At 64.1% G+C, this 26,982-nt stretch carries 26 protein-coding genes; 18 read left to right on the top strand and 8 right to left on the bottom strand.

Annotated elements, in window-relative coordinates; genetic code table 11:
* Positions 1 to 144 precede the first annotated feature (144 nt).
* The 3 genes from EOC83_RS20070 to secA form a co-directional block, all read right to left on the bottom strand.
* Complete coding sequence (locus EOC83_RS20070; protein WP_063169079.1) at positions 145 to 1,425, bottom strand: GNAT family N-acetyltransferase; 1,281 nt, start codon at positions 1,423 to 1,425, stop codon at positions 145 to 147.
* The gene (locus EOC83_RS20075) at positions 1,425 to 2,825 is read right to left on the bottom strand and encodes a lipopolysaccharide biosynthesis protein (RefSeq protein ID WP_063169078.1); all 1,401 of its coding nucleotides are present in this window, start codon (positions 2,823 to 2,825) and stop codon (positions 1,425 to 1,427) included. Before EOC83_RS20075 ends, EOC83_RS20070 begins: the two co-directional genes overlap by 1 nt.
* 457 nt (positions 2,826 to 3,282) lie before the next feature.
* Positions 3,283 to 6,015: a preprotein translocase subunit SecA gene (secA, locus tag EOC83_RS20085; protein WP_063169077.1), complete on the bottom strand. Its 2,733-nt coding sequence runs from the start codon at positions 6,013 to 6,015 to the stop codon at positions 3,283 to 3,285.
* 246 nt (positions 6,016 to 6,261) lie between these two features.
* On the opposite strand from secA, the gene EOC83_RS20090 reads away from it, so the two are divergent.
* Complete coding sequence (locus EOC83_RS20090) at positions 6,262 to 7,179, top strand: peptidylprolyl isomerase (protein ID WP_024503787.1); 918 nt, start codon at positions 6,262 to 6,264, stop codon at positions 7,177 to 7,179.
* A 70-nt stretch (positions 7,180 to 7,249) separates the two neighbouring features.
* On the opposite strand, the gene EOC83_RS20095 is transcribed toward EOC83_RS20090, so the two are convergent.
* Positions 7,250 to 7,849: a TetR/AcrR family transcriptional regulator gene (locus tag EOC83_RS20095; protein ID WP_063169076.1), complete on the bottom strand. Its 600-nt coding sequence runs from the start codon at positions 7,847 to 7,849 to the stop codon at positions 7,250 to 7,252.
* Between the two features lie 459 nt (positions 7,850 to 8,308).
* Between EOC83_RS20095 and argJ the strand changes: the two genes are divergently transcribed.
* The 5 genes from argJ (at position 8,309) to EOC83_RS20120 (ending at position 11,486) form a co-directional block, all read left to right on the top strand.
* Positions 8,309 to 9,550 (top strand): bifunctional glutamate N-acetyltransferase/amino-acid acetyltransferase ArgJ, encoded by a 1,242-nt coding sequence (argJ, locus tag EOC83_RS20100; RefSeq protein ID WP_063169075.1) that lies wholly within the window; start codon positions 8,309 to 8,311, stop codon positions 9,548 to 9,550.
* Positions 9,551 to 9,579: 29 nt separating this feature from the next.
* Positions 9,580 to 10,332 carry a GNAT family N-acetyltransferase gene (locus EOC83_RS20105; protein ID WP_013529443.1) on the top strand — a complete coding sequence of 251 codons (753 nt, stop codon included), beginning with the start codon at positions 9,580 to 9,582 and terminating at the stop codon, positions 10,330 to 10,332.
* Positions 10,325 to 10,747 carry a (deoxy)nucleoside triphosphate pyrophosphohydrolase gene (locus EOC83_RS20110; protein ID WP_063169074.1) on the top strand — a complete coding sequence of 141 codons (423 nt, stop codon included), beginning with the start codon at positions 10,325 to 10,327 and terminating at the stop codon, positions 10,745 to 10,747. The genes EOC83_RS20105 and EOC83_RS20110 overlap by 8 nt, the downstream gene beginning before the upstream one ends.
* 129 nt (positions 10,748 to 10,876) lie before the next feature.
* Positions 10,877 to 11,191, top strand: a complete 315-nt coding sequence (locus tag EOC83_RS20115) for a hypothetical protein (RefSeq protein WP_013529445.1) — start codon at positions 10,877 to 10,879, stop codon at positions 11,189 to 11,191.
* Positions 11,192 to 11,300: 109 nt separating this feature from the next.
* Complete coding sequence (locus tag EOC83_RS20120; protein WP_013529446.1) at positions 11,301 to 11,486, top strand: Flp family type IVb pilin; 186 nt, start codon at positions 11,301 to 11,303, stop codon at positions 11,484 to 11,486.
* A gap of 27 nt (positions 11,487 to 11,513) precedes the next feature.
* Here EOC83_RS20120 and EOC83_RS20125 read toward each other — a convergent pair whose 3' ends face one another.
* The gene (locus EOC83_RS20125) at positions 11,514 to 12,389 is read right to left on the bottom strand and encodes a methyltransferase domain-containing protein (RefSeq protein ID WP_063169073.1); all 876 of its coding nucleotides are present in this window, start codon (positions 12,387 to 12,389) and stop codon (positions 11,514 to 11,516) included.
* 65 nt (positions 12,390 to 12,454) lie between these two features.
* On the opposite strand from EOC83_RS20125, the gene EOC83_RS20130 reads away from it, so the two are divergent.
* The 5 genes from EOC83_RS20130 (at position 12,455) to EOC83_RS20150 (ending at position 15,528) form a co-directional block, all read left to right on the top strand.
* Positions 12,455 to 13,255, top strand: a complete 801-nt coding sequence (locus tag EOC83_RS20130; protein WP_063169072.1) for a ComF family protein — start codon at positions 12,455 to 12,457, stop codon at positions 13,253 to 13,255.
* A 27-nt stretch (positions 13,256 to 13,282) separates the two neighbouring features.
* Entirely contained in the window at positions 13,283 to 13,552 is a 270-nt protein-coding gene (gene grxC / locus EOC83_RS20135; protein ID WP_024503792.1) for a glutaredoxin 3, read from the top strand.
* 10 nt (positions 13,553 to 13,562) lie between these two features.
* Positions 13,563 to 14,429, top strand: coding sequence for a carbon-nitrogen hydrolase family protein (locus EOC83_RS20140; RefSeq protein ID WP_027163514.1), 867 nt, complete (start codon positions 13,563 to 13,565; stop codon positions 14,427 to 14,429).
* Positions 14,426 to 14,851: a DUF1178 family protein gene (locus tag EOC83_RS20145; RefSeq protein ID WP_013529451.1), complete on the top strand. Its 426-nt coding sequence runs from the start codon at positions 14,426 to 14,428 to the stop codon at positions 14,849 to 14,851. Before EOC83_RS20140 ends, EOC83_RS20145 begins: the two co-directional genes overlap by 4 nt.
* A 122-nt stretch (positions 14,852 to 14,973) precedes the next feature.
* Positions 14,974 to 15,528 carry a hypothetical protein gene (locus tag EOC83_RS20150; protein ID WP_164746265.1) on the top strand — a complete coding sequence of 185 codons (555 nt, stop codon included), beginning with the start codon at positions 14,974 to 14,976 and terminating at the stop codon, positions 15,526 to 15,528.
* A gap of 6 nt (positions 15,529 to 15,534) precedes the next feature.
* Here the strand turns inward: EOC83_RS20150 and EOC83_RS20155 are convergent, their stop codons facing one another.
* Positions 15,535 to 16,020: a MarR family transcriptional regulator gene (locus EOC83_RS20155; protein ID WP_013529453.1), complete on the bottom strand. Its 486-nt coding sequence runs from the start codon at positions 16,018 to 16,020 to the stop codon at positions 15,535 to 15,537.
* A gap of 96 nt (positions 16,021 to 16,116) precedes the next feature.
* Here EOC83_RS20155 and EOC83_RS20160 point away from each other — a divergent pair, with 96 nt between their 5' ends.
* Positions 16,117 to 17,007 carry a DMT family transporter gene (locus tag EOC83_RS20160; RefSeq protein ID WP_013529454.1) on the top strand — a complete coding sequence of 297 codons (891 nt, stop codon included), beginning with the start codon at positions 16,117 to 16,119 and terminating at the stop codon, positions 17,005 to 17,007.
* A gap of 142 nt (positions 17,008 to 17,149) precedes the next feature.
* On the top strand, positions 17,150 to 17,668 hold the full coding sequence (locus tag EOC83_RS20165) for a flavin reductase family protein (RefSeq protein ID WP_013529455.1): 519 nt from the start codon (positions 17,150 to 17,152) through the stop codon (positions 17,666 to 17,668).
* Position 17,669: 1 nt separating this feature from the next.
* On the opposite strand, the gene ubiG is transcribed toward EOC83_RS20165, so the two are convergent.
* The gene (ubiG, locus tag EOC83_RS20170; RefSeq protein ID WP_023811162.1) at positions 17,670 to 18,419 is read right to left on the bottom strand and encodes a bifunctional 2-polyprenyl-6-hydroxyphenol methylase/3-demethylubiquinol 3-O-methyltransferase UbiG; all 750 of its coding nucleotides are present in this window, start codon (positions 18,417 to 18,419) and stop codon (positions 17,670 to 17,672) included.
* Positions 18,420 to 18,704: 285 nt separating this feature from the next.
* On the opposite strand from ubiG, the gene EOC83_RS20175 reads away from it, so the two are divergent.
* Complete coding sequence (locus EOC83_RS20175; protein ID WP_063170342.1) at positions 18,705 to 19,274, top strand: putative glycolipid-binding domain-containing protein; 570 nt, start codon at positions 18,705 to 18,707, stop codon at positions 19,272 to 19,274.
* A gap of 11 nt (positions 19,275 to 19,285) precedes the next feature.
* Here EOC83_RS20175 and EOC83_RS20180 read toward each other — a convergent pair whose 3' ends face one another.
* Positions 19,286 to 21,142: a CHASE3 domain-containing protein gene (locus EOC83_RS20180; protein WP_063169070.1), complete on the bottom strand. Its 1,857-nt coding sequence runs from the start codon at positions 21,140 to 21,142 to the stop codon at positions 19,286 to 19,288.
* A 258-nt stretch (positions 21,143 to 21,400) separates the two neighbouring features.
* On the opposite strand from EOC83_RS20180, the gene EOC83_RS20185 reads away from it, so the two are divergent.
* The 4 genes from EOC83_RS20185 (at position 21,401) to prmC (ending at position 26,963) form a co-directional block, all read left to right on the top strand.
* Positions 21,401 to 22,654 (top strand): aspartate kinase, encoded by a 1,254-nt coding sequence (locus tag EOC83_RS20185; protein ID WP_063169069.1) that lies wholly within the window; start codon positions 21,401 to 21,403, stop codon positions 22,652 to 22,654.
* 83 nt (positions 22,655 to 22,737) lie between these two features.
* Positions 22,738 to 25,008 (top strand): phosphoenolpyruvate--protein phosphotransferase, encoded by a 2,271-nt coding sequence (gene ptsP, locus EOC83_RS20190; RefSeq protein WP_063169068.1) that lies wholly within the window; start codon positions 22,738 to 22,740, stop codon positions 25,006 to 25,008.
* Between the two features lie 10 nt (positions 25,009 to 25,018).
* Entirely contained in the window at positions 25,019 to 26,098 is a 1,080-nt protein-coding gene (gene prfA, locus EOC83_RS20195; RefSeq protein WP_013529461.1) for a peptide chain release factor 1, read from the top strand.
* Positions 26,091 to 26,963 carry a peptide chain release factor N(5)-glutamine methyltransferase gene (gene prmC / locus EOC83_RS20200; RefSeq protein ID WP_063169067.1) on the top strand — a complete coding sequence of 291 codons (873 nt, stop codon included), beginning with the start codon at positions 26,091 to 26,093 and terminating at the stop codon, positions 26,961 to 26,963. Before prfA ends, prmC begins: the two co-directional genes overlap by 8 nt.
* The last annotated feature ends 19 nt before the right edge of the window (positions 26,964 to 26,982 follow it).

A 26,982-nucleotide genomic window follows, 5' to 3' on the forward strand; every position in this document is an offset into this window, starting at 1 on the left:
GCTGCAAGAAATCTCGTTTTTTTGAAGCGGAAGTCGATCTTAGCGCTTGCCTCTTGGGCAATCGAAGTAAAGTCCCGGCCACCTCTGTGTCAAATATTGCAGCGAAAATGTGCCATCCTTCCAGAACCGCACCCTTGCCTTTTCTCAGCGCCGCCCCAACAAGCTCTTCATGCGGTTGCGCAGCAGGCGGGCCATGTTGCGGGTTTCGCGGTAGAGGTGCAGTTGCGAGGCGGCCTGGCGGGTGAGGCGGTCGGCGTCCGGCGTCAGGCCGATCACCAGCGTGCCCATCGGCTTGCGCTCGGCCCATAGCCGGCTCATCACCGGATGGTCGGGCACGGCGCAGGAATCGGTCATCATGATGTTGGGATCGTCGAGATGCTGCCCGGTCACCTCGATCATCAGCAAGGTGCCCGGCGAATAGCTGGCCAGCGTCTCGTCATAGGCGGTCTTCCAGGTGTAGGCGATGCCGGCTTCGACGAAGACGATCAGGCAGGCAATGGTGCGGCCGTCGAGCGTCAGCGAATGGATGCGGCACATGTCCTGCTCGGCCAGCCGGTGCACGGCTTCGCGGGCGAAGGCGGCGCGGAAACGGTCGATCGCCATGGCGGTGCGTTCGCGGCCCTTCCAGCCGGCCGCCTCCAGCGTCAGGAAGTTCTCGATGGCGTGGCGGATGTCTTCGGGGCCGCGCGCCACGACATGCTCCAGCCTGCCGAGGTCGCCGAGGCGCCGCTTCAGCCGCCGGAATTCGCGATAATGGTGCGAACGCAGCGAGGCCTTCAGATAATCATCGCCGTCGCGCTCGCTCTCCAGCGCCGGGCGCAGGGTCTGGCCGGTGGTGACCAGCATCAGGCCGCGCGTCTCGGCCACGGTGGCAAACAGGCTCGCCACCGGGCCATCGAGCCGGACATCGGGCAGGACGAACACTTTCGGCAGCTTGAGATGCGGGCGCGACAGCATCGAGAAGAAATCCTCGACGACGCCCACCGGGTCGTCGCGGTCGACCAGCGGCGTGCCGAGCGGACCGAACGGGCTCGACCATGTGCGCATCACCGGCACGCCGAGCGGCACCACCGGCCGTTCCACTGAGAACGGCACCAGAAGGCGCAGCCGGTTGCGGTATTCGTCGCCGTCGCGGATGACCGCCAGCCGCACCTCGCGATCTTCCAGCCGCGGCATGGCGGGCGCAAGGAAACGCGGGTTGAAGAACACGTTGGGCTCGACCGTGCGGGCGCAGAGATAATCCAGCTCCTCGACCAGGTCGAAACCGGCGGATGCCGGGTAGATGGCGAGCTTGCGCTCGGGCCGGTTGTTGGCGAGAATCTCGATATGGGCGGGGTCGGCGTCACGGGTCAGCCCGGCAAGGCCCGACACCATGGCGCCGGCGGTGCCGCCGCTGGTTTCCTCAAGCAACGGGATGGCAGCCATCACGCGGCTCCTTTCGCAGGCACGAAGATAAGCATGACGATGCCGAGCTTGCGCCACACCGTGAAGGACAGCGCGCCGGCTTCGAAGATCATGGCAAAGGCGGTGGCCATGGCCGCGCCCCACAGGCCGAACATCGGGATCAGCATCACGTTGAGGGCGATGTTGAAGGCCAGCGTCATGGCATAGACGGCGGCGCAGATGTTCTGGTTGCCGCTCATCGTCAGCAGGCTTTCGCAGGGGCCGACGGCGGCGCGCGCCGCGACGCCGAAGACGAGCAGGAACAGCAAGGGATAGCCGCTGCTGAATTCCGGGCCGAACAGCACCAGCATCGGCTCGCCGAGCGCCAGCACCAGCAGCGCCATCAACAGCGAAGGCCAGAACGTCCACGACACCGTCTCGCGGGCAAAGGCGGCGAGCCTTTGCGGGTCGCCATGGGTGAACTGGGCGTAGCGCTGGGCAACGCCGGCCTTGACGGCGAAGTAGACGAAATGCACCAGCGCCAGGGTCTTCACCGTGGCGAAATAGACGGCGACGTCATTGGGGTCCATATAGGCGCCGACCATCAGCACGTCGGCATTGGTCAGCAGGAAGAAGAAGCTCTCGACCAGGAAGATCGGCAGCGAGACGACGAACCATTGCGCGAAATGGACCTTCATCGGCCCGGCCGGAATCTGCCGTTCCATGCGCTGGGTGACACCGATAAGCTGGCCGAGCGTTGTGGCGTAGGTGGCGGCGATCGAGGCGAAGATCGCGGTCTTTGCGTCAGGAGCATAGCCCGCCAGCAGCATCAGCGCCATGAACAGCAGGATCAGCACCGGCCGCACCAGATAGGTCGGCGACAGGGCAAACAGCGCCCAGCTGTTGGCGCGTGCCAGGCCCGACAGAAGGTCGGACATGGCGATCATCGGCAGGCAGATGACGCCGAGGATGAACGGGATCACATAGTAGCTCTCGATCCAGGGTGCCGCCAGCCAGACGCCGAGCGCGCCGAGCCCGGCAATCAGCGTCGAGGCGATCAGCACGAACAGACGGCTGGCCAGCACGATGCCGCGCAACTCGTCCATCAAGCCGCGCTCGCGGTATTCGGGAATGTAGCGGATGACGGAGGTGTGGAAGCCCAGGCAGGCGAGATTGCCGACGATGACCATCGTCACCCAGACGAGGACGAAGATGCCGTACTCGAACGAGCCCATCCAGCGTGCCATCAGCACCTGGCTGACGAAGGCAATGACGGCGCTGACGATGCGGACCGAGAAGGCGATAACCGACATGCGGCTGGCCTCGCCGCGCTCGTCGGCGGTGAACAGCACAGCATCGATGCGGCCAAGCAACGGCCCCATGCGCAGCGCCCAACGCTGCGGCAAGAACCGCCCGGCAGTCGTGGCCGCGGAAAAGCGCACCCCGATTTCTCTCCGTTTTCCGCTTCTTTTTCAGGCGTTGGTGTAGCGGAGACACATTAAGAAACGGTTGGGTGAGGAATTTCCTTCGCCCCGTCCCTATACGGGGAGAACGTGCCGGCAGGCGGATGAGGGGCGGCACAGGCGTTTGAGGTTTGCGCCGCTGTTTCATCATCGCCGAGGCGCGCAGCACGGAGACGTTGCCGATCAGGATAGCACCCGGCTTTATCGCAAGATCGTGCCTCAGATGGTGCCTTGGCTGCCAGAGGATGAGGCCGCGCAGCTGAAGTTCGAGTTCGAGGCGGCTTAGTCGGCGGGACATCGCCCCCCTCTGGCCTGCCGGCCATCTCCCCCTCAGGTGGGGAGATTGGCTAATCGCGAACGCAGGCGCCGCCCCTCATCCGGCCCTGCGGGCCACCTTCTCCCCGTATAGTGACGGGAGAAGGAAAGCGCCGCGCCTTTACGCAAACGCCCCATGGCAGTGCTTGTACTTCTTCCCCGAACCGCAGGGGCAGGCTTCGTTGCGGCCTACCTTGCCCCAGGTGGCCTGGTTGTTGGGGTCGCGGTCTTCGGGGGCGACGATTGCGGTTGTCTCCGGGCGGACCAGGAGGGCGGTTTCGCCGCCTTCGAAGTCGTTTTCGCCGGTGCTGCCGTCGATATGGGTGCCGAACATGTCGGGGGCTTCCGGAGGTGGCGCTTCGGCGGCCTGACGGACCAGTTCGACGCGCATCAGCTGCGCGGTGACGGCCTGGCGCAGATTGCCAAGCATGGCCTGGAAGAGTTCGAACGCCTCGCCCTTGTACTCCTGCAGCGGATCGCGCTGGGCGTAGCCGCGGAAGCCGACGACCGAGCGCAGATGGTCGAGATTGACGATGTGCTCGCGCCACAGATGGTCGAGCGTCTGCAGCACCACCGAGCGCTCGACATAGTTCATCACCTCGGGGCCAAAACGCTCGGCGCGCTCCTTGGCGGCGGCTTCGGCGGCCTGCGCGATGCGCTCGCGGATGTCGTCCTCGGCGATGCCCTCTTCCTTGGCCCAGTCCTCGACCGGCAGGTCGAGGTTCAGGAACTCGGCGATCTCGGCCTTCAGCCCGGCAACGTTCCACTGCTCGGCATAGGCGTTTTCGGGAATGGCCTTGGCGACGATCTCGTCGATGACGCCTTCGCGCATCTCGGCGATCGTTTCGGAGAGGCCTTCGCCGTCCATCAGTTCGATGCGCTGCTCGAACACCACCTTGCGCTGGTCGTTGGAGACGTCGTCATATTTCAACAGGTTCTTGCGGATGTCGAAGTTGCGCGCCTCGACCTTCTTCTGCGCCTTTTCCAGCGCCTTGTTGATCCACGGATGGATGATCGCCTCGTCTTCCTTGAGGCCGAGCTTCTGCAGCATGCCGTCCATGCGCTCGGAGCCGAAGATGCGCATCAGATCGTCCTGCAGGGACAGGAAGAATTTCGAGCGGCCGGGGTCGCCTTGTCTTCCTGAACGACCTCTAAGCTGGTTGTCGATGCGGCGCGATTCGTGGCGTTCGGTGGCCAGCACATAGAGGCCGCCGGCGGCCAATGCCTTTTCCTTCAGCCGCTCAATGTCGGCAATGATTTCCTTTTCCCGCGCCTCGCGTTCGGGGCCGGCCGGCATGTCGCCCAGCTCTTCCTCGATCCGCATCTCGGCATTGCCGCCGAGCTTGATGTCGGTGCCGCGGCCGGCCATGTTGGTGGCGATGGTGATGGCGCCGGGCTTGCCGGCCTGGGCGACGATCGCCGCCTCGCGCTCGTGATGGCGAGCGTTCAGCACTTCGAAATCGGTAAAACCTTCCTTGCGCAGGCGCTCGGCCAGCTGCTCGGACTTTTCGATGGAGGTGGTGCCGACCAGCGTCGGCTGGCCCTTGGCGCTGGCTTCGCGGATCTCCCTGACGATCGCCTTGTATTTCTCCTCGACCGTCCGGTAGACCTCGTCGTCCTCGTCGATGCGGATCACCGGCAGATTGGTCGGGATCTCGGTGACTTCGAGGCCGTAGATGTTGCCGAATTCCTCTGCCTCGGTCAGCGCCGTGCCGGTCATGCCGGACAGCTTCTTGTAGAGGCGGAAATAGTTCTGGAAGGTGACGGAGGCGAGCGTCTGGTTCTCCGGCTGGATCGCCACATGCTCCTTGGCTTCGAGCGCCTGGTGCAGGCCTTCCGAATAGCGGCGGCCCGGCATCATGCGGCCGGTGAACTCGTCGATGATGACGATCTCGCCGTTGCGGACGATATAGTCCTTGTCCTTCTGGAACAGCCGGTGCGCCTTCAGCGCGTTATTGACGTGGTGGACGATGGCGACGTTCTCGACGTCGTAGAGCGACTCGCCCTTGAGCAGGCCGGCGTCGCGCAAAAGGTTCTCGAGCTTCTCGGTGCCTTCCTCGGTGAAGATCGAGGTCTTCTGCTTCTCGTCGATCTCATAATCCTGCGGCTGCAGCTGGATGATGAAGGTGTCGATGGTGTTGTACATTTCCGAACGGTCCTCGAGCGGACCGGAAATGATCAACGGCGTGCGTGCCTCGTCGACCAGGATGGAATCGACTTCGTCGACGATCGCGTAATTGTGACCGCGCTGCACCATCTGGGCGCGCTCGTATTTCATGTTGTCGCGCAGATAGTCGAAGCCGAGCTCGTTGTTGGTGGCGTAGGTGACATCGGCGGCGTAGGCGGCGCTGCGCTCCTCGTCGGACAGGCCGTGGACGATGACGCCGACCGAGAGGCCGAGGAATTTGTAGACGCGGCCCATCCATTCGGAGTCGCGGGTGGCCAGATAGTCGTTGACGGTGACGACGTGGACGCCCTTGCCGGCAAGCGCGTTGAGGTAGACCGGCAGCGTCGCGACCAGGGTCTTGCCCTCGCCAGTGCGCATCTCGGCAATGCCGCCATTGTGCAGCACCATGCCGCCGATCAGCTGGACATCGAAGGGGCGCATGCCGAGCACGCGGCGCGCGGCCTCGCGGGCGGTGGCGAAGGCCGGCACCAACAGATCGTCGAGCGTGGCGCCGTTGGCGATGTCCTGGCGGAATTTCGCGGTGCGGCCGACCAATTCCTCATCGGAAAGCGCCCGCATCTCGTTTTCCATGGCGTTGATCGCCTCGACACGGGGCCGGGTCGATTTGACCCGACGGTCGTTGGAGGAACCGAAAACCTTACGGGCGAGACCGCCGAGACTGACCATCCAATGGTCCTTTCGATAGAATTCTCAATCTTGAGATGAGCGCCGGGCGGCCCCATCAATTCCACGTGAACGTGGACAAACACAAAAAGCGCCCGGAAAACGGTTCTGGACGCAAAGTCGTTGGACAGATAAGAGGGGGCTCAACTGATGTCAACGCCGCGCTGGCCCTGCTGGCTGCGCCAAATTCCGCCACAATCTGGCCGATCTGGAAGCACCCCTCTTAACAATCCCCACCGGAGTCCCCCTATGTCCCTGTTGTTTCGCCGCGCGTCGCTCGCCAGCCTTGGCTTGGCCGTCGGCCTGTCGGCCCTTTCGCTCTCGCCTGTGATGGCGCAGCAAACCGCTCCCGCTCCAGCGGATGCAGCAGCGCCAGCCGCGGCACCGGTCGATCCCAATAAGGTTATCGCCACGGTCAACGGTCAGCCCCTGACCGAAGCAGATCTGGTGCTTGCCGAAGGGGAATTGTCGCAGCAGTTCGCACAATTGCCGCCCGAGCAGCGCCGTGCCGCCGCCCTTTCGGCTGCCATCGAGATCCGCGTCATGGCCGCCCAGGCGGTCACCACAGGGCTCGACAAGGATCCCGACTTCCAGCGCCGCATGGCCTTCCTGCAGCAGCGCGCGCTGCATGGCGAGATGGTCGAGAAGGGTGTCGTCGACAAGGTCACCGACGCCGAGGTCCGCGCCCGTTACGACCAGGAAATCGCCAACACGCCGCCCACCAACGAGCTGCATGCCCGTCACATCCTCGTGAAGACGAAGGAAGAGGCCGAGGCGATCATCAAGCAGCTCGACGGCGGCGCCGACTTCCAGAAGCTCGCCAACGAGCACACCAGCGATCCGTCAGGCAAGACCAGCGGCGGCGACCTCGGCTGGTTCGGACCTGGCCAGATGGTGCCGGAGTTCGACAAGGCGGCCTCCGCGCTCGAGGTCGGCAAATACACCGAGCAGCCGGTGCAAACGCAGTTCGGCTGGCATGTCATCAAGCTCGAGGACAAGCGCACCAAGCAGCCGCCGGCCTTCGACGACGTCAAGGACCAGGCCAAGCAGGCGGTCATCCGCGACAAGTATTTCGCGCTGGTCAAGTCGCTGCGCGCCGGCGCCAAGGTCGAGATCCCCGACGCCAACCTGAAGAAGGCGGTCGATACGCTGGAAAGCGCCAAGTAAGACTGGCAGCTTTTTGAAAAAGGGGCGCGGCAGCCAGGGGTTGCCGCGCCCTTTTCATTCATTGCCGTCTTTACGAGGCAGGCGCCGCTATGCCTCGCATCACGTAGTTGACGGCCTTGCCGATGGTCGCTTCGTCCTCGTCGAGCCGGTTGGTCAGCAGATGTCTCCAGGCGAAGGAGGCGATCAGGTCGGCGACGACAGCTGAATCGATTTCGGCCGGGATTTCGCCCCTTGCCTTGGCGCGTTCGATGATCTGGGCGGTATGGGACCGTCGGCCCAGTGAGTAGTCGGCAAGGGCCGCGGCCGCGGTCGCGTCCGACTGTGCCTCGGCGATCAGCGACCGGAACACGCTTCCCGACGATGTCTCGCGCCAGTGGGCGAACAGGTTTTTCAGGAAGCCGACGAGATCCTCCTCCAGCCGCCCGGTATCGGGAACATCGACGCGCTTCTGGCGCTGGTAGACCTCAAGCAGCAACGCCGCCTTGCTCGGCCACCAGCGATAGATGGTGGGTTTGCCGGCGCGGGCCCGCCGCGCCACCGCCTCGATCGAGAAACCGGCATAACCGGCTTCGACCAGTACGGTCTCGGCGGCTTGGAGAATGGCCTCGGCGCTGTCGGGATTGCGCCGCGCACCGATCGATCTGCGCGCCGGATCGGCGTCCTCGGCCATCTCTGTCGTCCTCGCCAAACACTTCGCCGGCAATATAGGTGACCCGACGCTCAAACGAAACGGCGCGTTTTCAAGCTTCTGGAGACTGGCTAGTCGGGGCAGGGGTTGGTCGTTTTCTGGGAACCTTACCGGCGTGTTGGTTGGCGAGGTCCCAAAAGCAAAACCCGCCGGGACGGCGGGTCACTGGTGCAAATCAGCACCATGGACGAAAATGTAGCATAGCTGCTCTCACCCTGTCAAGAATAAATTCCTATTGAGATGAACGCGGCCGGCGCAAACTGGCTGACACCGCCGGACCGGCCGTCGGACGATGTCTACTGCATGGCTTGCGACGTCTCGGAGCCCTGCTCCCAGGGGCGAGTTCGAGCTCCCGGACAAGAGCGACGAAAACGCCCTTGCGCCGGCGCGGTCTATCGGGCAAACCGGCCTTCCCTTGCGATTTTCCCGCCCGAGGCCTCCATGTCCACGACGATTTCGCCGCTTGCGCCGAAGAAATACCCGAAAATGCCAGAAATCGAGGGGGTGCGCATCGCCACCGCCGAGGCAGGGATAAAGTACAAGGGCCGCACCGATCTTTTGACCATGGTCTTCGATGAAGGCACTGCGGTCGCCGGCGTGTTCACGAAATCGAAATGCCCCTCGGCGCCGGTCGATTTCTGCCGGCAGAATCTCGGCGCGGGCAAGGCGCGGGTGCTGGTCGTCAATTCCGGCAACGCCAATGCCTTCACCGGCAAGAAGGGCCGCGAGTCGACCGCACTGACCGGCGAGGCGGCGGCGAAGGCGGCCGGCTGCACGGCAGCGGAGGTTTTCATGGCCTCGACCGGCGTCATCGGCGAGCCGCTCGACACCAGCAAATTCAGCCATCTGCTCGCGGGGCTGGTCAGCAAGGGCAAGCCCGAGCTGTGGACCGAAGCGGCAAAGGCGATCATGACCACGGATACCTATCCGAAAGTGGCGACCGCGACCGTCAAGCTCGGCGACACCGATGTCACCATCAACGGCATTTCCAAGGGCGCCGGCATGATCGCGCCCGACATGGCGACGATGCTCTCCTTCATCGCCACCGACGCGCCGATCGCCGCACCTGTCCTGCAGGATCTGTTGTCGCGCGGCACGGCCAAGACTTTCAACGCGGTCACCGTCGACAGCGACACCTCGACCAGCGACACGCTGCTGATCTTCGCCACCGGCAAGGCCGCCAGGCGCGGCGCGCCGGAGATAACCGATCCCAAGGATGCCCGTCTCGGCACGTTCCGCCGGGCGCTCGGCAAGGTGCTGAAATCGCTGGCGCTGCAGGTGGTGCGCGACGGCGAAGGCGCCCGCAAGCAGGTCGAAGTCACCGTCACCGGCGCCAAATCGGCGCGCTCGGCCAAGCGCATCGCGCTGTCGATCGCCAATTCGCCGCTGGTCAAGACGGCAGTCGCCGGCGAGGACGCCAATTGGGGCCGCGTCGTCATGGCCGTCGGCAAGGCCGGCGAACCCGCCGATCGCGACCGGCTGTCGATCTGGTTCGGCGACAACAGGCTGGCGCATGAAGGCGAGCGCGACCCCGGCTATTCCGAGGCGGCGACGTCGGCCTACATGAAGCGCGACGATATCCGCATCCGCGCCGATATCGGCATTGGCCGCGGCAAGGCGACGGTGTGGACCTGCGACCTCACCAAGGAATATGTCGCCATCAATGGCGATTACCGGAGCTGACGGTTTTGAGCTCCAGGCATCCGGCAAGCATGCTCGCGATCGTGCGCCGTTACGAGGCGGCCGGCTTTCGCGCCTGGCCGGCGGCCGCCGTCCACTATGACGGCACCTGGGTGGTGCGGCTGACCGCCGGCCATCCGGCCAAGCGGCTGAACTCGGTCAATCCGCTCGATCCCGGCGACATCCAGCACATTGCCGACCGTATCGGCCGGGCCAGCCGCCGTTTCGATGCCTATGGCAGGCCGCTGACATTCCGCATGTCGCCGTTGTCGGGTCCCGATCTTGCCAGTCATCTCGACCGTGAGGGATGGAGCCGGTTCGACGAGTCGCTGGTCATGCGGCTGCCGCTGGCCGATGCGCAACTCGACGCTGCCATGGACCAGATCCCGCTGAAAGACATCAGCCGCTTCATCGGCGCGTCGCTCAAGGTCAGCGGTTCGGATGTTTCGCTGCGCCCCGGCCTGTCGGAGATCATCGGCGCCATCCAGCCCGAAGCCGGGCTGTTCGCGCTCGAAGATGGATCAGAAGCGCTGGCGACGCTGATCTGCGTGCATGACGGCGATCTCGCCGGCCTGTTCGAGGTCGCCACCGACAAGTCGGCACGCAACAGGGGCCACGGCCGCAACCTGATCCTGTCGGCACTGAAATGGGCACGGCTGCGGGGCGCACGGGAAGCCTGGCTGCAGGTCGAGGCCAACAATGTGCCGGCACTGGCGCTCTACCATTCGCTCGGCTTCGAGGAAGTCTATCGCTACCACTACCGGCGGCCGCCGGGTCATGAATGATGTCGTGACCGCCGGCAAGCGCCTGCTGCTGGTCGCCGCCTGCGCGCTGGTCGATGCCGACGGCCGGGTGCTTCTGGCGCAGCGGCCTCAGGGCAAGCAACTTGCCGGGCTGTGGGAGTTTCCCGGCGGCAAGGTCGAGCCGGGCGAGACGCCCGAACAATGCATCATTCGCGAACTGCATGAGGAAATCGGCATCGAAACCGACATCCCGTGCCTGGCGCCGCTCACTTTCGCCAGCCATTCCTACGACGATTTCCACCTGCTGATGCCGCTGTTCATCTGCCGCCGCTTTCGCGGTATCGCGCAGCCCAGGGAAGGGCAGGCGCTGAAATGGGTAAGGCCGAAGCAGATGCGCGATTATCCGATGCCGCCGGCCGATGAGCCGCTGATCCCGTTCCTCATCGATCTTCTCTGAGGCTCCCGTCCGGCCGGTTCCTGGCCGAGGCGTTGTATCAGCCAGCATTAATGGAAGATTTATCTCGTCGTGAAAAGTTGAAGCATGGCCGTTCGCGGCCGAGCGGTCGATTTGCCGGGGAGCGATAGCATGAGCCTAGACAGGGATTGGGACTCGATCCGGCCCGAGCGGGGGTTTCGCGCCGCCGATGCGGGCATGGGCATATTGCGCATAACGCTTCTGTTCGGTTCGGCCGCGGTGGCGCTGGCGCTGATCGCAACCCCTTTCCTCGACAGCCAGACACGCTCGCTGTCGGCCCGTGACGGTTTCGGCGGGCTCGACATGGCGGCCACAGGCTCGATCGGCCATCGCGAAACCTACACGCTGCGCCGCAGCGTGCTGCAGCCGCAGCCGAGCTCGGTCTGCATCATCAGGTCCAATGGCCGGAGCAGCGGCGACTGCTGACATGGTTAAGAGATTTCGCAAAGGCGGCGGTTTCACCGCCTGTTAAGCCTTTGCCGTTAACCTTTCTTAACAGGTCGGCTGTAAGGTCCCGGACAGAGGGGTTGAGGCCATGAAAGCAGTGCTGCTGGGTTTTCTGAACGACGAGACCGGCGCCACGGCCGTCGAATATGGCGTGATCATCGCCGTGCTGTCGCTGGCCATCGTCGGCGGTATCGGTGAGGTCCGCGACGGGATCATCTGGCTGTTCAGCGACAACAACAGCAAGCTTGCGAACGCTTTCGCACCCACTCCCTGATCCGGCTTTCCCGCGCCTGGGGCAGGATCATTGCCCGTCGGGCGCCTCCAGGATTGTTTTCAGCGAGACCTTGGCCGACCCTGGCTTCAGCGGTTTTTGCTGCGAAGCGTCGGGCGCCCAGCCGGACATCCAGACAATCGAGAAACTTGCCCTGACGCGGCCGTCGGGGTCGGAAAACCGCTCGGCGTAGATTTCCGCCGCGCGGGCAAACAGCTTGCGCGAGCCCGGGCGCCGGCTGCGATCGGTGAGTGCATTGGTCTCGCCCATGGCCCGCAGATCCGCGATCAGGTTGAACAGGCTGGCATAGCGCACCGTCACCGTCTCGACGTCGGCGACCGGCAGAGCGAGACCGGCGCGCTGCAGCAGCGCACCGGCATCGCGCACGTCGGTGAACGGCGCGACACGCGGGCTGGCGCCGCCGTAAAGCTCGGTCTCGGCCGCAAGCAGGCTTTCGCGCAACTCGAAAAGCGTACCGGCGCCGGCAAAGGCGCCGAGGAAAAGCCCATCCGGCCGCAACGCACGGCGGATCTGGATCAGCATGCCTGGGATGTCGTTCATGGCCTGCAGCGACAAGAGCGACACCGCCAGATCGAGGCTTTCCGACTCGAACGGCACGGTTTCGAGCGGTGCGATCAGGCCGGCATCGCCACCGCTCAGGAAAGCCGTATCCGTCTCGACGCGGACAATGTCGGCGACCTTGCCGCTTTCGGCGAGCGTTTCGGCCGCCGCCGGCGTCTGGCAAAACAGCACGGCCGCCTTGCCGAACCGGCGCTCGACGGCGCCCAGCCGTTCGGCAAGGTCCTCGGCCGTGCGGCGCATGAGGAAGTCCGCGCCGTCGACCGGACGGGCAAGCGCGCGCCGCTTGTGCGTCAGCCACAGAGAGGTATCCATTATTGGCTGCAACGGGCAGATCCTTTGTTTGTCCACGCTCCGAGATCGTTGATATAGTGGCGCGCAGGAGCAACCACGTGGCCGATCCGATGCCCAAGATCAAGTCTATCGGGATCACGAACCTGGCCCGGTCGGTTGTCGGCTGGCCGGCGCGGATGCTGTTTCCGCCGGTCTGCGCCGGTTGCCGCCGGCATGTCTCGCAACCGGGCGTGCTGTGCGGCGCCTGCTGGCCGAAGCTCAGGCTGCTGGAGCGGCCATGGTGCCCTGTCATGGGTACGCCGTTCACCCACCATATGGGCGAAGGCTTTCTGTCGGCCGAGGCGATTGCCGATCCGCCGCCTTTCGAGCGGGCGCGGGCGGCGGTCGCCTATTCCGGCGTTGCGCGCCAGATGGTGCAAGGGTTGAAATACCAGGATCGCACGGATCTGGCACCTTGGATGGCGCGCTGGATGATGCGTGCGGGTGCCGATCTCATCGCCGAGGCGGATGTGGTGGTGCCGGTGCCGCTGCACTGGCGGCGGTTTTTCAGGCGGCGCTTCAACCAGTCGGCGGAACTGGCAAGGGCGGTCTCGGCACTTAGCGGATTGCCCTTCGCCCCGTCGGCGGTGCGGCGCGTGAAACTCACCCGCCAGCAGGTCGGGCTGGAGCGCGGCGAACGCGAGGAGAATGTGCGGGCCGCGTTCCGGGTGCCTGCCGAGGCGGAAATCGAGATCGCCGGCCGCAGGGTGCTTTTGATCGACGATGTCTACACCACCGGCGCCACGGTGCGTTCCGACACCAAGGCGCTGAAAAGGGGAGGTGCGGCCGCCGTCGACGTGCTGACCTTTGCGCGTGTGTTGCCGGGGGACTTTCGGGCGGACGAGTCCGCGACTATATAAGTCGGCAACGAACAGCGGAAATTCGTCATGACCGATGTCACGATCTACACCCGCATGATGTGCGGCTATTGCACGGCAGCCAAGCGGCTGCTCGAGCGCAAGGGCGTCGCCTTTACCGAGCACGATGCCTCCTTCTCGCCGGAATTGCGCCAGGAGATGATCTCCCGGGCGCATGGCCGCACGACCTTTCCGCAGATTTTCATCGGCGATACGCATGTCGGCGGCTGTGACGACCTCCACGAGCTGGAGGCCGAAGGCCGGCTGGACAAATTGCTCGCCAACGGCGCGACGAATTGAGGGAATGACGATGGGTGTTTTCAAGGCCGCTGCGATCCAGATGCGTTCGGGCGAGAGCCCCGAGCGCAACGCCGTCGATCTCGAACGGCTGGTGCGTGAAGCAGCCAGCCTAGGTGCCACCTACATCCAGACGCCGGAAATGACCGGGGCGCTGATCCGCGACAAGGAAGCTCGCGCCGCATCGTTCACGTCGGAGGACAAGGACATCGTCGTCGCGACCGCGCGCAGGCTGGCCAAGGAGCTCGGCATCTTCCTGCATATCGGCTCGACCGCCATTCTGCGCGCCGACGGCAAGCTCGCCAACCGGGCGCTGCTGTTCGGGCCGGATGGTGCTGCGCTCGCCGCCTACGACAAGATCCACATGTTCGACGTCGATCTCGACAATGGCGAGAGCTGGCGTGAGTCCGCCGCCTATGAACCGGGAACCGAGGCCGTCGTCACCGACATCGAGGGTGCAAAGCTCGGCTTCGCCGTTTGCTACGATCTGCGCTTTCCGCAACTCTTCCGCGCCGAGGCGTTGGCCGGCGCAGACCTGCTTTCCGTACCGGCTGCCTTCACCCGCCAGACCGGCGAGGCGCACTGGCACGTGCTGCTCAGGGCCCGCGCCATCGAGAACGGCGCCTATGTCGTCGCCGCCGCGCAAGGCGGCTTGCATGAAGACGGCCGCGAGACTTACGGCCATTCGCTGATCGTCGATCCGTGGGGCCGGATCATTGCGGAAGCCGCGCATGACGAACCGGCGGTGATCGTCGCCGAGATCGACCCGGCGCAGTCGCTTGCCGCGCGCAAGAAGATCCCCAATCTCAGGAATGCGCGGGATTTCGCCGTCAATGCCGGCTCGGGCGAGGCGCCGCGGCTCAGGGGTGCAGCCTCTTGATCCGTTTTGCCCTGATCTGCGAGCACGAGCACGAATTCGAAGGCTGGTTCCGCAGCAACGACGATTTCGACACCCAGAAGAAGCGCGGCTTCGTCGATTGCCCGAGCTGCGGTTCGCACAAGGTGCAGAAAGCACTGATGGCGCCGGCCGTCTCCACGGCGCGCAAGCAGGAAACCATAGCGCTGGCCATGGGCGAGGCGCAGAAGCAGGCTTTGGCGCAGCTCAAGGCGATGGCCGAGAAGGTGCGCGAGAATGCCGATTATGTCGGCGACAAGTTCGCCGAGGAAGCGCGAAAGATCCATTTCGGCGAGAGCGACCCGCGTGGCATCTATGGCGAGGCGACGCTGGACGAAGCCAAGAGCCTGGTCGAGGACGGCGTCGAGTTCATGCCGATCCCGGTGTTTCCGGACGACCGCAACTGAGTTCCGAGGGAGCTTTGCGCGACCCAGAAGCGATTGAGCCGCGACGCAGCATAAGAGCCGTCGTTGGCCGATTGGCCCGCTGGGGCGCCGTCAAGCTTAGCGGTACCCGAACGATCGACGGGTTGCTCATCATCAGCGACAAGGGCACCGACAAGATCGTCGAGGCGCTTCAGCTTATTCGTGATTTTGATCCAGTGCGCTACAGACGGCTGCTTGGTGACGTAAGACAGGTATTTGTCACAACCCTTCCTGCTTCCGTCGCGCAATGGGCAAACTCTTCCAAGGCATGCGAATTGGACGAGCGCCATATCATCAGCGAAAGGACGACGCCGGAATTGGTCGCTTCGATTATCGTCCATGAAGCCACCCACGCGCGGCTTATGCGATGTGGTATCGGCTACGAAGAGGCGCTGCGGGATCGCGTGGAGCAGGTCTGTCTGCGTCGAGAAATAGCCTTTGCGGCCAGATTGCCGACCGGAAAGGGCCGGAGCCAGCAAGCCGAAGCGACACTCGAGGCCATGCCGGACTTTTCCGACAAGGCGATGAGTGAGCGCTATCTCAGCGGTTTGCGGGATGCTCTGCTCTACCTCAACATGCCGACCCGGCTTGTCGACCTCACCGTATCATACCGCCGCTGGAAACACCGGCGCCGGTTCTCGCCGCAGCCTACGAACTGACCCGGCTTAGCTCACGCTCCCGATCAATTTCTCAAGCAGCCGAGAGAGCGTCTCCCGTTCGGCCGGTGTCAGGCCGGAAAGAATCTCATGCTCGTTGGCAACATGGGCGGCAATAGCCTCATCGATCAACGCGAGACCCTTTTCGGTCAGCCGCACGACAATGCCGCGCCGATCGTTGGGGTGCGGCCCGCGCAGGATCAATCCGGACGTTTCGAGCCGGTCGAGCCGGTTGGTCATGGCGCCTGACGTCACCATCGTCGCTTCATAGAGGGCGGTCGGCGTCAGGGCGTAGGGTGATCCAGAGCGGCGCAGCGTTGCCAGCACGTCGAATTCCCCGGACTGCAATCCATAACGGGCAAACAACGGCGCCAGGCGCTCGCGGGCGATCAGCGAGGCGGCCTCGTTCAGCCGCCCGAGCACACCCATCGGCGAGACGTCCAGATCGGGTCGTTCCCGCTTCCATTGCTCGATCGCCCGTGCTGCCCTGTCCAACTGTCTCACCATCATTTATCTTGACGTTAAGAATCTTTCCGTTATCTTACTGCAAGATGCAATGCCGGCCAAGAGCCGCGCTACAGGATTCGGTCAATGAAGCTTCTCTGGGATTCGGCGCTCGGCCTGCTGGTCGTCACCGGCGGCCTGCTCGGCCTGACGCTGCCGTTCGGCAAGCTCGCCACGGCTGCCGGCGTGCCGGCCATGGTCTGGGCCTTCGTCATCTCGCTCGGCGCCGGCGGGGTCTTGCTGTGCATGCTCTTGGCTCGCGGCAAGCGGGTCCGGCTCACCGCGCACAAATTGCGCTATTTCTTCGTCACCGCCGCGGTGTCCTATGCTGTCCCCAATCTCCTGATGTTCTCGGCCATCCCGCATCTGGGCGCCGGCTACACCGGCATCATGTTCACGCTGTCGCCGGTCATCACGCTGGTGTTCTCGATCCTGCTGCGTGTCCGGCGCCCCAACATGCTGGGCATTGCCGGCATCGCCGTCGGCTTCGTCGGCGCCGTCATGGTCGCGGTGACGCGCGGCGAGGCCGGCCAGCCGGCCGATTTGTTCTGGGTGGCGATGGGGTTGCTCATCCCGGTCAGCCTTGCCGCCGGCAACATCTATCGCACGGTCGACTGGCCGGACGGTACCGGCCCGATCGAGCTTGCCGTCGGCAGCCATCTGGCGTCGGCGGCGATGCTGCTTGCCGGCATTCTCCTCCTGTTCGGCGGCGAAGCTTTCGTCCCACTCGGCGGCGTGCCGCTGGTCGTCGTCGCGCAGGTTGCGTCGGCATCGGCGATGTTCGCGTTCTTCTTCCGGCTGCAGGCGGTCGGCGGTCCGGTCTATCTCAGCCAGATCGGTTATGTGGCGGCGGCCGTCGGCCTGTTTGCCGGAACCCTCTTCCTCGGCGAGCACTATCAACTGCTGACCTGGGCAGGCGCGCTCATCATCACTGCCGGCGTGTTCATCACCACCAGGGCACAAAGCCAGAAGGCGTGAGCGGTCGCAGGGGATCCGAACTGCCTTCGCGCCTGGAGCCGATCTCACCTGAATTTGTATCCAGATCTGCTTTATCTTCTTGTTTGAGCGTGGTCTTTTCCGAGGACCTTTCCCTTTTTGGAATCGTGCTCTGGAGCAAGCCATGACCGAACCGAAGACATCCGAGGGGACTGCCGTCGATGTAGCTGATTTTCGCGCCGCGATGCGGCTGATCGTCGGCAATGTCAGCGTCATCACCGCCGGCACCGGCGAGGATCGCTCCGGTCTGGTGGTCATTTCGGTCGTCTCGCTGTCGGCCGAGCCGCCCAAGGTGATCGCCTGTGTCAACCGGTCATCGTCGACCTGGCCGGTGATCGAACGCTACCGGCATTTCGGCGTCAACTCGCTTGGCCCCCAGCATCAGCGCGTGGCCGAGCGGTTCTCCGGCTTCGGCGGCATCAAGGGCAAGGACCGCTATGAGGGCGCCGAATGGGTGACGCTCAAGACCGGAGCTTTGCTGCTTTCGGATGCGGTGGCCGCATTCGACTGCAGCCTCGATGAAATGATCGATCGCGGCACGCATTCCATCGTCATCGGTTCGGTCGAGGCCGTGCGCACGTCCGATGCCGGCCAGGCGCTGATCTACTGGCGCGGCGGCTACAGGCCGCTGAATTCTGAATAGATCAGACCGAGCCTTTTTCCGCCAGGACCATGTAGTTGACGTCCATGTCCTTCGACCGCGCCCAGCGGTCGGCCAGCGGATTGTAGGTGACGCCGGTGCGGTCGATGATGGTCAGGCCGGCGCCGCCAAGCGCCTTTTCGAGCTCTTCCGGGCGCACCAGCTTGCCGAACTGGTGGGTGCCGCGCGGCAGCCAGCGCAGCACATATTCGGCGCCGATGATGGCTAAGCCCAGCGCCTTCAGCGTGCGGTTGATGGTGGCCACGAACATGATGCCGCCGGGCCGCACCATCTCGCCGCATTTGGCGACGAACAGGTCGATGTCGGCGACATGCTCGACCACTTCCATGTTGAGGATGACGTCGAATTTCTCGCCGGCGTCGGCAAGGTCCTCGGCCGTCGTGGCGCGATAGTCGACGCTGACATTGCCTTCGGCGGCGTGCAGCTTGGCCACTTCGATGTTGGTTTCGGAGGCATCCGCGCCCACAACCTCGGCGCCAAGCCGCGCCATCGGCTCGCACAAAAGTCCGCCGCCGCAACCGATGTCGAGGATGCGCAGTCCCTCGAAAGGCCTTGCAGCGCGTGGGTCACGGCCGAAGCGCGTCGCTATCTGGTCGCGGATATAGGCCAGCCGGACCGGATTGAATTTGTGCAGGGGACGGAACTTGCCGTTCGGGTTCCACCATTCGGCGGCAAGGGCGGAAAAGCGTTCCACTTCTCCGGCATCGATCGTCGATCGTCGGGGCTCTGGCATAGTTGGTCTCCTCGACACTACAGCGCCGCGCGTCCTCTTGGACGCGCAAAGGACGCTGTAGCACTTTAGATTCTGCGCATGATCCTTTCCGAAATCGACTTCGATTTCGGGGTCATGCGCTAGGAAGTCGGGCGTGAAGCCGCGAATGTCAAGGCAACAATTTTCCTCTGCCGGCAGGGAGCCGGATTCTGTCAGGGCATGTCAGCTGGAGTGCGCTGCGGTGAAACACAATTGGCCTGGCGGGCGAAGGAACACATCATCGTTTTGAACTCGAAGGAGGTGACGATGACAGCAATGACGGCTTCGATCCTCTGGCATCGGCTGGACGTGGAGGGGCATGATGCCTGTCTGCTTGCGCAGACCGATGGCGGGCACAGCCTCAAGGGACAAGCCATCTTCATCCAGGACGGCAAGCCGTGCTGCCTCGCCTACGGGGTGAATTGCGATGCCGGCTGGCACACGCGGGCGGCGCTTGTCGAAGGCTTTCTCGGCACGCGCCAGCTGCACTATGCGATCGAACGCGATTTCAACGGCCAGTGGACGCTGAACGGCGAAGTCCAGCAGGGTGTCGACGGTCTTGTCGACGTCGATCTTGGCTTCACACCGGCATCGAACCTGCTGGCGATCCGCCGGTATGGCCTCGGGATCGGCGAAGCGTCGCCTGCCCCGGCCGCCTACCTGACTTTCCCTGAACTGAGCCTGGTGCGCCTCGATCAGACCTATCGGCGTCTCGACACGGTTCGCTATGCCTATGCCGCGCCGGTGTTCGGCTATGACGAGACCCTCAACGTCTCGCCGCACGGCTTCGTTGTCGACTATCCCGGCCTTTGGAGACGCGCGGCTGCGTCAGGCTGAAGCGATTGTGATCAGTCCGCTGCGACCTGCGTCGTGCCAAGCACGTCACGCAGTTTCGCTGCCAGTTGCTCGATGGTGAAGGGCTTGGCGAGGAAATGCACGTCGTGGTCGAGCACGCCGTTGTGGACCACGGCGTTCCTGGTGAAGCCGGTGGTGAAGATCACCTTCAGCAGCGGCATGCGGGCAACGGCCTCTTCCGCCAGCTTGCGGCCGTTCATGACGGGCATGACGATGTCGGTGAACAGCAGGGCGACCTTCGGGTTTTCCGCCAGTTTCTGCAACGCTTCCTCGCCACTCGCGGCATCAATGACGGTGTATCCGAGTTCGCGTATGGCCTCGGTGGTGGAGACCCGCACGCGGGCATCATCCTCGACGACAAGGATCGTTTCGGCGACCGGTGCGGCGGAGTTGTCGCCGCGCCCGGTGGGCACGGCCGGCTCTTCGGCGCCGAAATACCGCGGCAAGTAGATCTTGATTGTCGTGCCTTCGCCGGGCTCGGAATAGATGTTGACGTGGCCGCCCGACTGTTTGACGAAGCCGAACACCTGGCTCAATCCAAGGCCGGTGCCCTTGTTGACCGGCTTGGTGGTGAAGAAGGGTTCGAAGGCCTTGGCCATGACATCGGGGGTCATGCCCGAACCGGTATCGCTGACGGCGATCATCACATACTGGCCGGCCGCGACTTCTGCATGGGCGGCGGCGTAGCTGTCGTCGAGATGGCTGTTGGCGGTCTCGATGGTCAGCTTGCCGTCATCGCCCATGGCGTCGCGGGCGTTGACGGCCAGGTTGAGAACGGCGTTCTCGATCTGGCTCGGGTCGGCATGGGTTTTCCACAAGCCTCCCGCCAGCACCGTTTCGATGCGGATGGTTTCGCCGAGTGCCCTACGGATCAGGTCGGACATCCCGGTCAGCAGGCGGTTGGCGTCGACGATCTGCGGCGCCAGCGGCTGCTGACGCGAGAAGGCGAGCAGCCGGGCCGTCAGATTGGCGGCACGGGTCGCGGCATCGATCGCCGCGTCGATGAATTGTGCGATGTCGTGCTCGCCGCGCGCCAGCTTGCGCTGGGCGAGGTTCATGGCGCTGATGATCACCGCCAGCATGTTGTTGAAGTCGTGGGCGATGCCGCCTGTAAGCTGGCCGACCGCCTCCATCTTGTGCATCTGGCGGATCTGGGATTCTGCCTTTTCACGTGTCTCGATCTCTCTGCCGAGCGCGACGTTCTTGCGCACCAACTCCTCCTGGGCGACCGCCACCTCAAGGAAGCGGCGGCGCGATTCCCTGATCGCGTAGCCGGCAAGCAGGAAGATCGCCAGCAGTGCCGCCACCGAACCGATGCGTAGCCAGGTCTCGACCTGGTCGGTATGCGCGTCGCGCGCGGCGACGGCTGCGGCGCTGATGCGTCGGACCGTATCCATGCTGGTTCGGATTTCGTCCATGACTGCCTTGCCCTGGCCGCTGCGAATCAGATCCAGCGCTTTCGTCGCATTGCCCTGGTCGTACAGGGCAATCGTCTCGGCCAGTTCAGCCTGCTTTTGCGAAAGCGCGTCCTTGATGTGGTTGATCGGCTGGACGAACTGGTCGTCGGGGGCGGTCAAGCTGTCGATACGGGCAAGTTGCCCCGGAATGGCGCCGACAGCGCTCCGATAGGGTTCGAGATAGGATTTCTCGCCGGTCAGCAGGTAGCCACGCTGGCCGTTCTCGGCTTCCTGTGCCAGAGAAAGCAGACCCGAAAGCAATTGCTGATATTCGATTGCCTCGCGCGCGGCGGCGCGGTTGGCCCGCTGTTCCTCGACCAGCATGGCACGGCTGCCGACAATAAGCGCCAGCACCGCAAAGCCTGCGACAAGCGGGAGCGATTGCCATCGCATGGCACGTCGAAACCGAGCAATCATCATCTGCTATGCCGAACCAAAAGAATTCCCCGCAGGCAGCATTTCGTAGGCGGCGCCGGGGCGGAAGGCAATATGCCGGCTTCTGGAGCCGGCAATTGGCCGCCAGCCTTGCGAAACCTTCGTCATTTGGCTAAGGAGGCCGCGCATTCAGCGGCCGGCGTCAGCCGGCCTTCCGCTTTTCGGGATTCCGGCTTTTGGCTGGGATCCGGCTTCAGGCAAAGGCATTTCGCTCCCATGGCGCGCATCGTGATGAAATTCGGCGGAACCTCCGTCGCCGACATCGCCCGCATCCGCAACGTGGCGCGTCACGTCAAACGCGAGGTCGACGCCGGCCATGAGGTGGCGGTGGTCGTTTCGGCGATGGCCGGGAAGACCAACGAACTGGTCGGCTGGACGCGTGAGGCCTCGCCGATGCATGACGCACGCGAATATGATGCGGTCGTCGCTTCCGGCGAGCAGGTCACGGCCGGCCTGCTGGCCATCACTTTGCAGAACATGGGCGTGCACGCCCGCTCCTGGCAGGGCTGGCAGATCCCGATCAAGACCGATAATGCGCATGGGGCGGCGCGCATCCTCGACATTGACGGTGCGTTCCTGATCAAGCGCTTCGGCGAGGGCCAGGTGGCGGTGATTGCCGGGTTCCAGGGCATCGGCCCGGACAATCGTATTGCCACGCTCGGCCGCGGCGGCTCCGACACCAGTGCTGTCGCCATCGCCGCGGCGGTCAAAGCCGATCGCTGTGACATCTACACCGATGTCGACGGGGTCTACACCACCGATCCACGCATCGAGCCCAAGGCGCGGCGGCTGGCCAAGATCTCGTTCGAGGAAATGCTTGAAATGGCCTCGCTCGGCGCCAAGGTTCTGCAGGTGCGTTCGGTCGAGCTTGCCATGGTGCACAGGGTGCGTACCTTCGTGCGGTCGTCCTTCGACGATCCCGATGCGCCCGGAATGGGGGATTTGCTCAATCCGCCCGGAACGCTCATTTGCGACGAGGAAGAGATCGTGGAACAGCAGGTCGTCACCGGAATTGCCTACGCCAAGGACGAAGCGCAGATTTCACTGCGCCGGGTCGGCGACCGGCCGGGCGTTGCCGCCGGCATCTTCGGGCCGCTGGCCGCGGCCAACATCAATGTCGACATGATCGTCCAGAACATTTCCGAGGACGGCAAGTTCACCGACATGACCTTTACCGTGCCGTCGGGCGATGTCGACAAGGCGCTGGCCGTGCTTGAACGCCTCAAGGCCTCGATCGGCTACGATGTCGTGCAGTCGGAAGCCGGCATGTCGAAGGTTTCGGTCATCGGCATCGGCATGAGGAGCCATGCCGGCGTCGCCGCCACCGCTTTCAAGGCGCTGGCCGACAAATCGATCAACATCCGCGCCATCACGACCTCGGAGATCAAGATTTCGATCCTGATCGACGGCCCGTATACGGAACTTGCGGTTCGTACTTTGCATTCCGTCTACGGTCTGGATAAGCAGTAGCGAGAACGATTTGAGTTGTTGCGTGTGCGCCGGTCGCGGTGGAAACTGCGGCGGGCAGAATGCCCATTGGAGAACAAGCCGCGATGCGTGATCAGGCCAGTGGCCCGCGCGTTTTGCTCAAACGGCTCCGCGAGCTCATGCAGGAGCCGCTGGAGCCGCAGGAGCGGCTTGACCGGATTGTGCGCGACATCGCCTCCAACATGGTCGCGGAAGTCTGCTCGCTCTATGTGCTGCGTGCCGATTCGGTGCTCGAACTCTACGCCACCGAAGGCCTGAACCCGAACGCCGTCCATTTGGCGCAGTTGCGGCTGGGCCAAGGCCTGGTCGGCACCATCGCCGCCAGCGCGCGGCCGCTCAACCTGTCCAATGCGCAGGAACACCCTGCCTTCGCCTACCTGCCGGAGACCGGGGAAGAGATCTACAACTCGTTCCTGGGCGTGCCGGTGCTGCGGGCAGGGCGCACGCTGGGCGTGCTGGTGGTGCAGAACAAGACCATGCGCCACTACCGCGACGACGAGGTCGAGGCGCTGGAAACCACGGCGATGGTGATCGCCGAGATGATCGCCACCGGCGATCTGGCGCGGCTGACCCGGCCCGGCCTCGAACTCGATCTGCGCCGTCCTGTCAGCTTCACCGGCCTGTCCTTCAATGAAGGCGTCGGGCTTGGCCATGTCGTGCTGCACGAGCCGCGCATCGTCGTCACCAATCTGTTCAACGAGGACAGCGAGGAAGAGGTTCGCCGGTTGGAGACCTCACTCAGCTCGCTCAGGCTGTCCATCGACGACATGCTGGAACGCCGCGACGTCGCCTTCGAGGGCGAGCATCGCCAGGTGCTGGAAGCCTATCGCATGTTCGCCAACGATCGCGGCTGGGTGCGACGGCTGGAAGAGGCGATCCGCAACGGCCTGACGGCCGAAGCGGCGGTGGAAAAGGTGCAGAGCGACATGCGCGCCCGCATGCTGCACATGACCGATCCCTATCTGCGCGAGCGGATGAGCGATTTCGACGACCTCGCCAACCGCCTGCTGCGCCAGCTGATGGGGCGCGGGCCGGAAGATGTCGCGGCATCGCTGCCTAAGGACGCCATCATCGTCGCCCGTTCGATGGGGGCTGCCGAACTGCTCGATTATCCCCGCGACAAGATGCGCGGGCTGGTGCTCGAGGACGGTGCAGCGACCAGCCACGTCGTCATCGTCGCGCGTGCCATGGGCATCCCCGTCGCCGGCCAGATGAAGGGCGCTGTTTCCATGGCGGAAAACGGCGATGCCATCATCGTCGACGGCGAGGAGGGCGTGATCCATTTACGGCCGCAGCCCGATCTCGAGGCCGCTTATGCCGAAAAAGTGCGTTTCAGGGCGCGCCGGCAAGAGGTCTACCGCGAACTGCGCAAGAAGCCGTCGACGACCAGGGATGGTGTCCAGGTCGATTTGCTGATGAATGCCGGTCTCGCCGTCGACCTGCCGCAGCTTGCCGAAGCGGGTGCGGCCGGCATCGGTCTGTTCCGCACCGAATTGCAATTCATGGTCGCTTCCACCTTTCCCCGGGCCGAGGCCCAGGAAAAGCTCTACCGCGACGTGCTCGAAGCGGCGCGCGGCAAGCCCGTCACCTTCCGCACCATCGACATTGGCGGCGACAAGGTGCTGCCCTATTTCAAGGGCGCGATCCAGGAAGAGAACCCGGCGCTTGGCTGGCGGGCGATCCGCCTGACGCTCGACCGGCCGGGCCTGCTGCGCACCCAGATACGCGCTTTGCTCAAGGCCAGCGGCGGGCGTGAGCTGAAGCTGATGCTGCCGATGGTGACCGAACTCGGCGAGATCACCCAGGCACGCGAGATCATCGACCGCGAGGTGCGGCATTTGTCGCGCTTTGCCCATCATTTGCCGACCAGCCTGAAGCTGGGGGCGATGCTTGAAGTGCCGTCGCTGCTGTTCCAGCTCGATGAATTGATGAAAGCGGTCGATTTCGTCTCGGTCGGTTCGAACGATTTGTTCCAGTTCGTCATGGCCGTCGACCGCGGCAACACGCAACTGGCCAACCGCTTCGACACGCTGTCGGCACCCTTCTTGCGCGTCCTCAAGCAGATCGCCGATGCCGGCGTCCGCAATCACACGCCGGTGACGCTATGCGGCGAACTCGCCGGCAAGCCGATCTCGGCGATGGCGTTGATCGGACTCGGTTTCCGCTCGATCTCGATGTCGCCGGCCTCGATCGGGCCGGTCAAGGCGATGCTGACGGAACTGCCGCTGGACGAATTGAAGGCGTTTTTCGACGACAATCTGATGGCTCCGGCACAGGGCCTGCCGATGCGGGCGCTGCTGCAGGCCTTTGCCGACGACCGTTCGATCCCGTTATAGCAGCCTCATCATGGTCAATTTGCCCCGCGATCGTATGGATCAAGTCGTCAAGCGTTTCGAGATGCTCGAAGCGCAGATGTCGGCCGGCCCGGCGCCGGACGCCTATGTGCGCATGGCGTCCGAATATGCCGAAATCCAGGACATGGTGGCCAAGGTCAGGGCGCTGCGCGCGGCCGAGCATGAACAGGCCGACCTCGAAGCCATGCTTGCCGACAGGGGCACCGACGCCGAGATGCGGGCGCTGGCCGAGGCCGAGCTGCCAGGGGTCGAGGACCGCATCGAGGCGCTGCAGAAGGACATTCAGATCCTGCTGTTGCCCAGGGATGCCGCCGACGACAAGAACGCCATTCTCGAAATCCGCGCCGGCACCGGCGGCGATGAGGCCGCGCTTTTCGCCGGCGACCTGTTTCGCATGTACGAACGCTACGCCGCCGAACGCGGCTGGCGTTTCGAGACCGCCTCGGCCAGCGATGGCGATGCCGGCGGCTACAAGGAAATCATCGCCACGGTGTCGGGCAAGGGCGTCTTTGCGCATCTGAAATTCGAATCCGGCGTGCATCGCGTGCAGCGCGTGCCGGCGACCGAGGCCAGCGGGCGCATCCACACGTCGGCGGCAACCGTCGCGGTGCTGCCCGAGGCCGAAGAGGTCGACATCGACATCAGGGCCGAAGACATCCGCATCGACACGATGCGCGCCTCGGGTTCGGGCGGCCAGCACGTCAACACCACCGATTCGGCCGTCCGCATCACCCATCTGCCGACCGGCATCATGGTCGTGCAGGCTGAGAAATCGCAGCACCAGAACCGCGCCAAGGCGATGCAGATCCTGCGCGCCCGCCTCTATGATCTCGAACGCGGCAAGGCTGACGAGGAGCGCTCCGAATCGCGCAAGTCACAGGTCGGCTCCGGTGACCGCTCGGAACGCATCCGCACCTATAATTTCCCGCAAGGGCGCGTCACCGACCATCGCATCAATTTGACGCTCTACAAGCTCGACCGGGTGATGATGGGCGAACTCGACGAGATCATCAACGCGCTGATCGCCGATCATCAGTCCAAGCTGCTCGCCGACATCGGCATCGATGACTGACCTGCCCAACGCGCTCGGGCCGCTGCTGCGGGAAGCGCGGGCTCGGCTCGGCAGCACCGTCGACGACCCGGCGCTCGATGCGAGGCTGATCGTCGAGCATTTTTCGGGCACGACGCGCACGCAAGCCATTGCGGACCCCGAACGCAGGGTCGGCGCCGGCGCTGTTGCCGAAATCGATGCCGCGTTGAGACGCCGCGCCGGCGGCGAACCTGTGCATCGCATCCTCGGCTATCGTGAATTCTACGGTTTGCGCCTGGCGCTGTCGCCGGAAACGCTGGAACCGCGGCCGGATACCGAAACGCTGGTCGAGGCGATATTGCCCTTCGTCAAGGCGGTTGCGACGCAGGAAGGCGAGTGTCGCATCCTCGATCTTGGCACCGGCACCGGCGCCATTGCGCTGGCGCTGCTCAGCGTCGTGCCGACGGCTAATGCCACCGGCGTCGATCTGTCCGCGGGTGCGCTGGCGACGGCGGCCCGCAATGCCGGGCAACTTGGTCTTGCGGGCCGGTTCACGGCGCTGCAGTCGGACTGGTTCGAAAAAGTTTCCGGCCGGTACCATGTAATTGTCGCAAACCCTCCCTATATATCTTCCGAAGACATTGGAAATCTGCAGGACGAAGTCCGCAATTTCGACCCGCGCCTAGCCCTGGATGGCGGCGCGGACGGTCTGAACCCCTACAGAACCATCGCTGCGGAAGCGGCAAGGTTTTTGGAAATTGAAGGCAGAATTGCGGTCGAGATCGGCCATACGCAACGCAACGAGGTCTGCGAGATATTCACTGCAGCCGGCTACGTGCCGGGCAGTGTTTTCCGTGACCTCGGTGGAAACGACAGGGTTATTGTCTTTGAAAGGATAAAGCCTTGACGCAGTGCAAAAAAGCGCT

Origin of the sequence: Mesorhizobium sp. Primo-A, assembly GCF_003997175.1 — a bacterium.
GTDB lineage: Bacteria > Pseudomonadota > Alphaproteobacteria > Rhizobiales > Rhizobiaceae > Mesorhizobium > Mesorhizobium ciceri.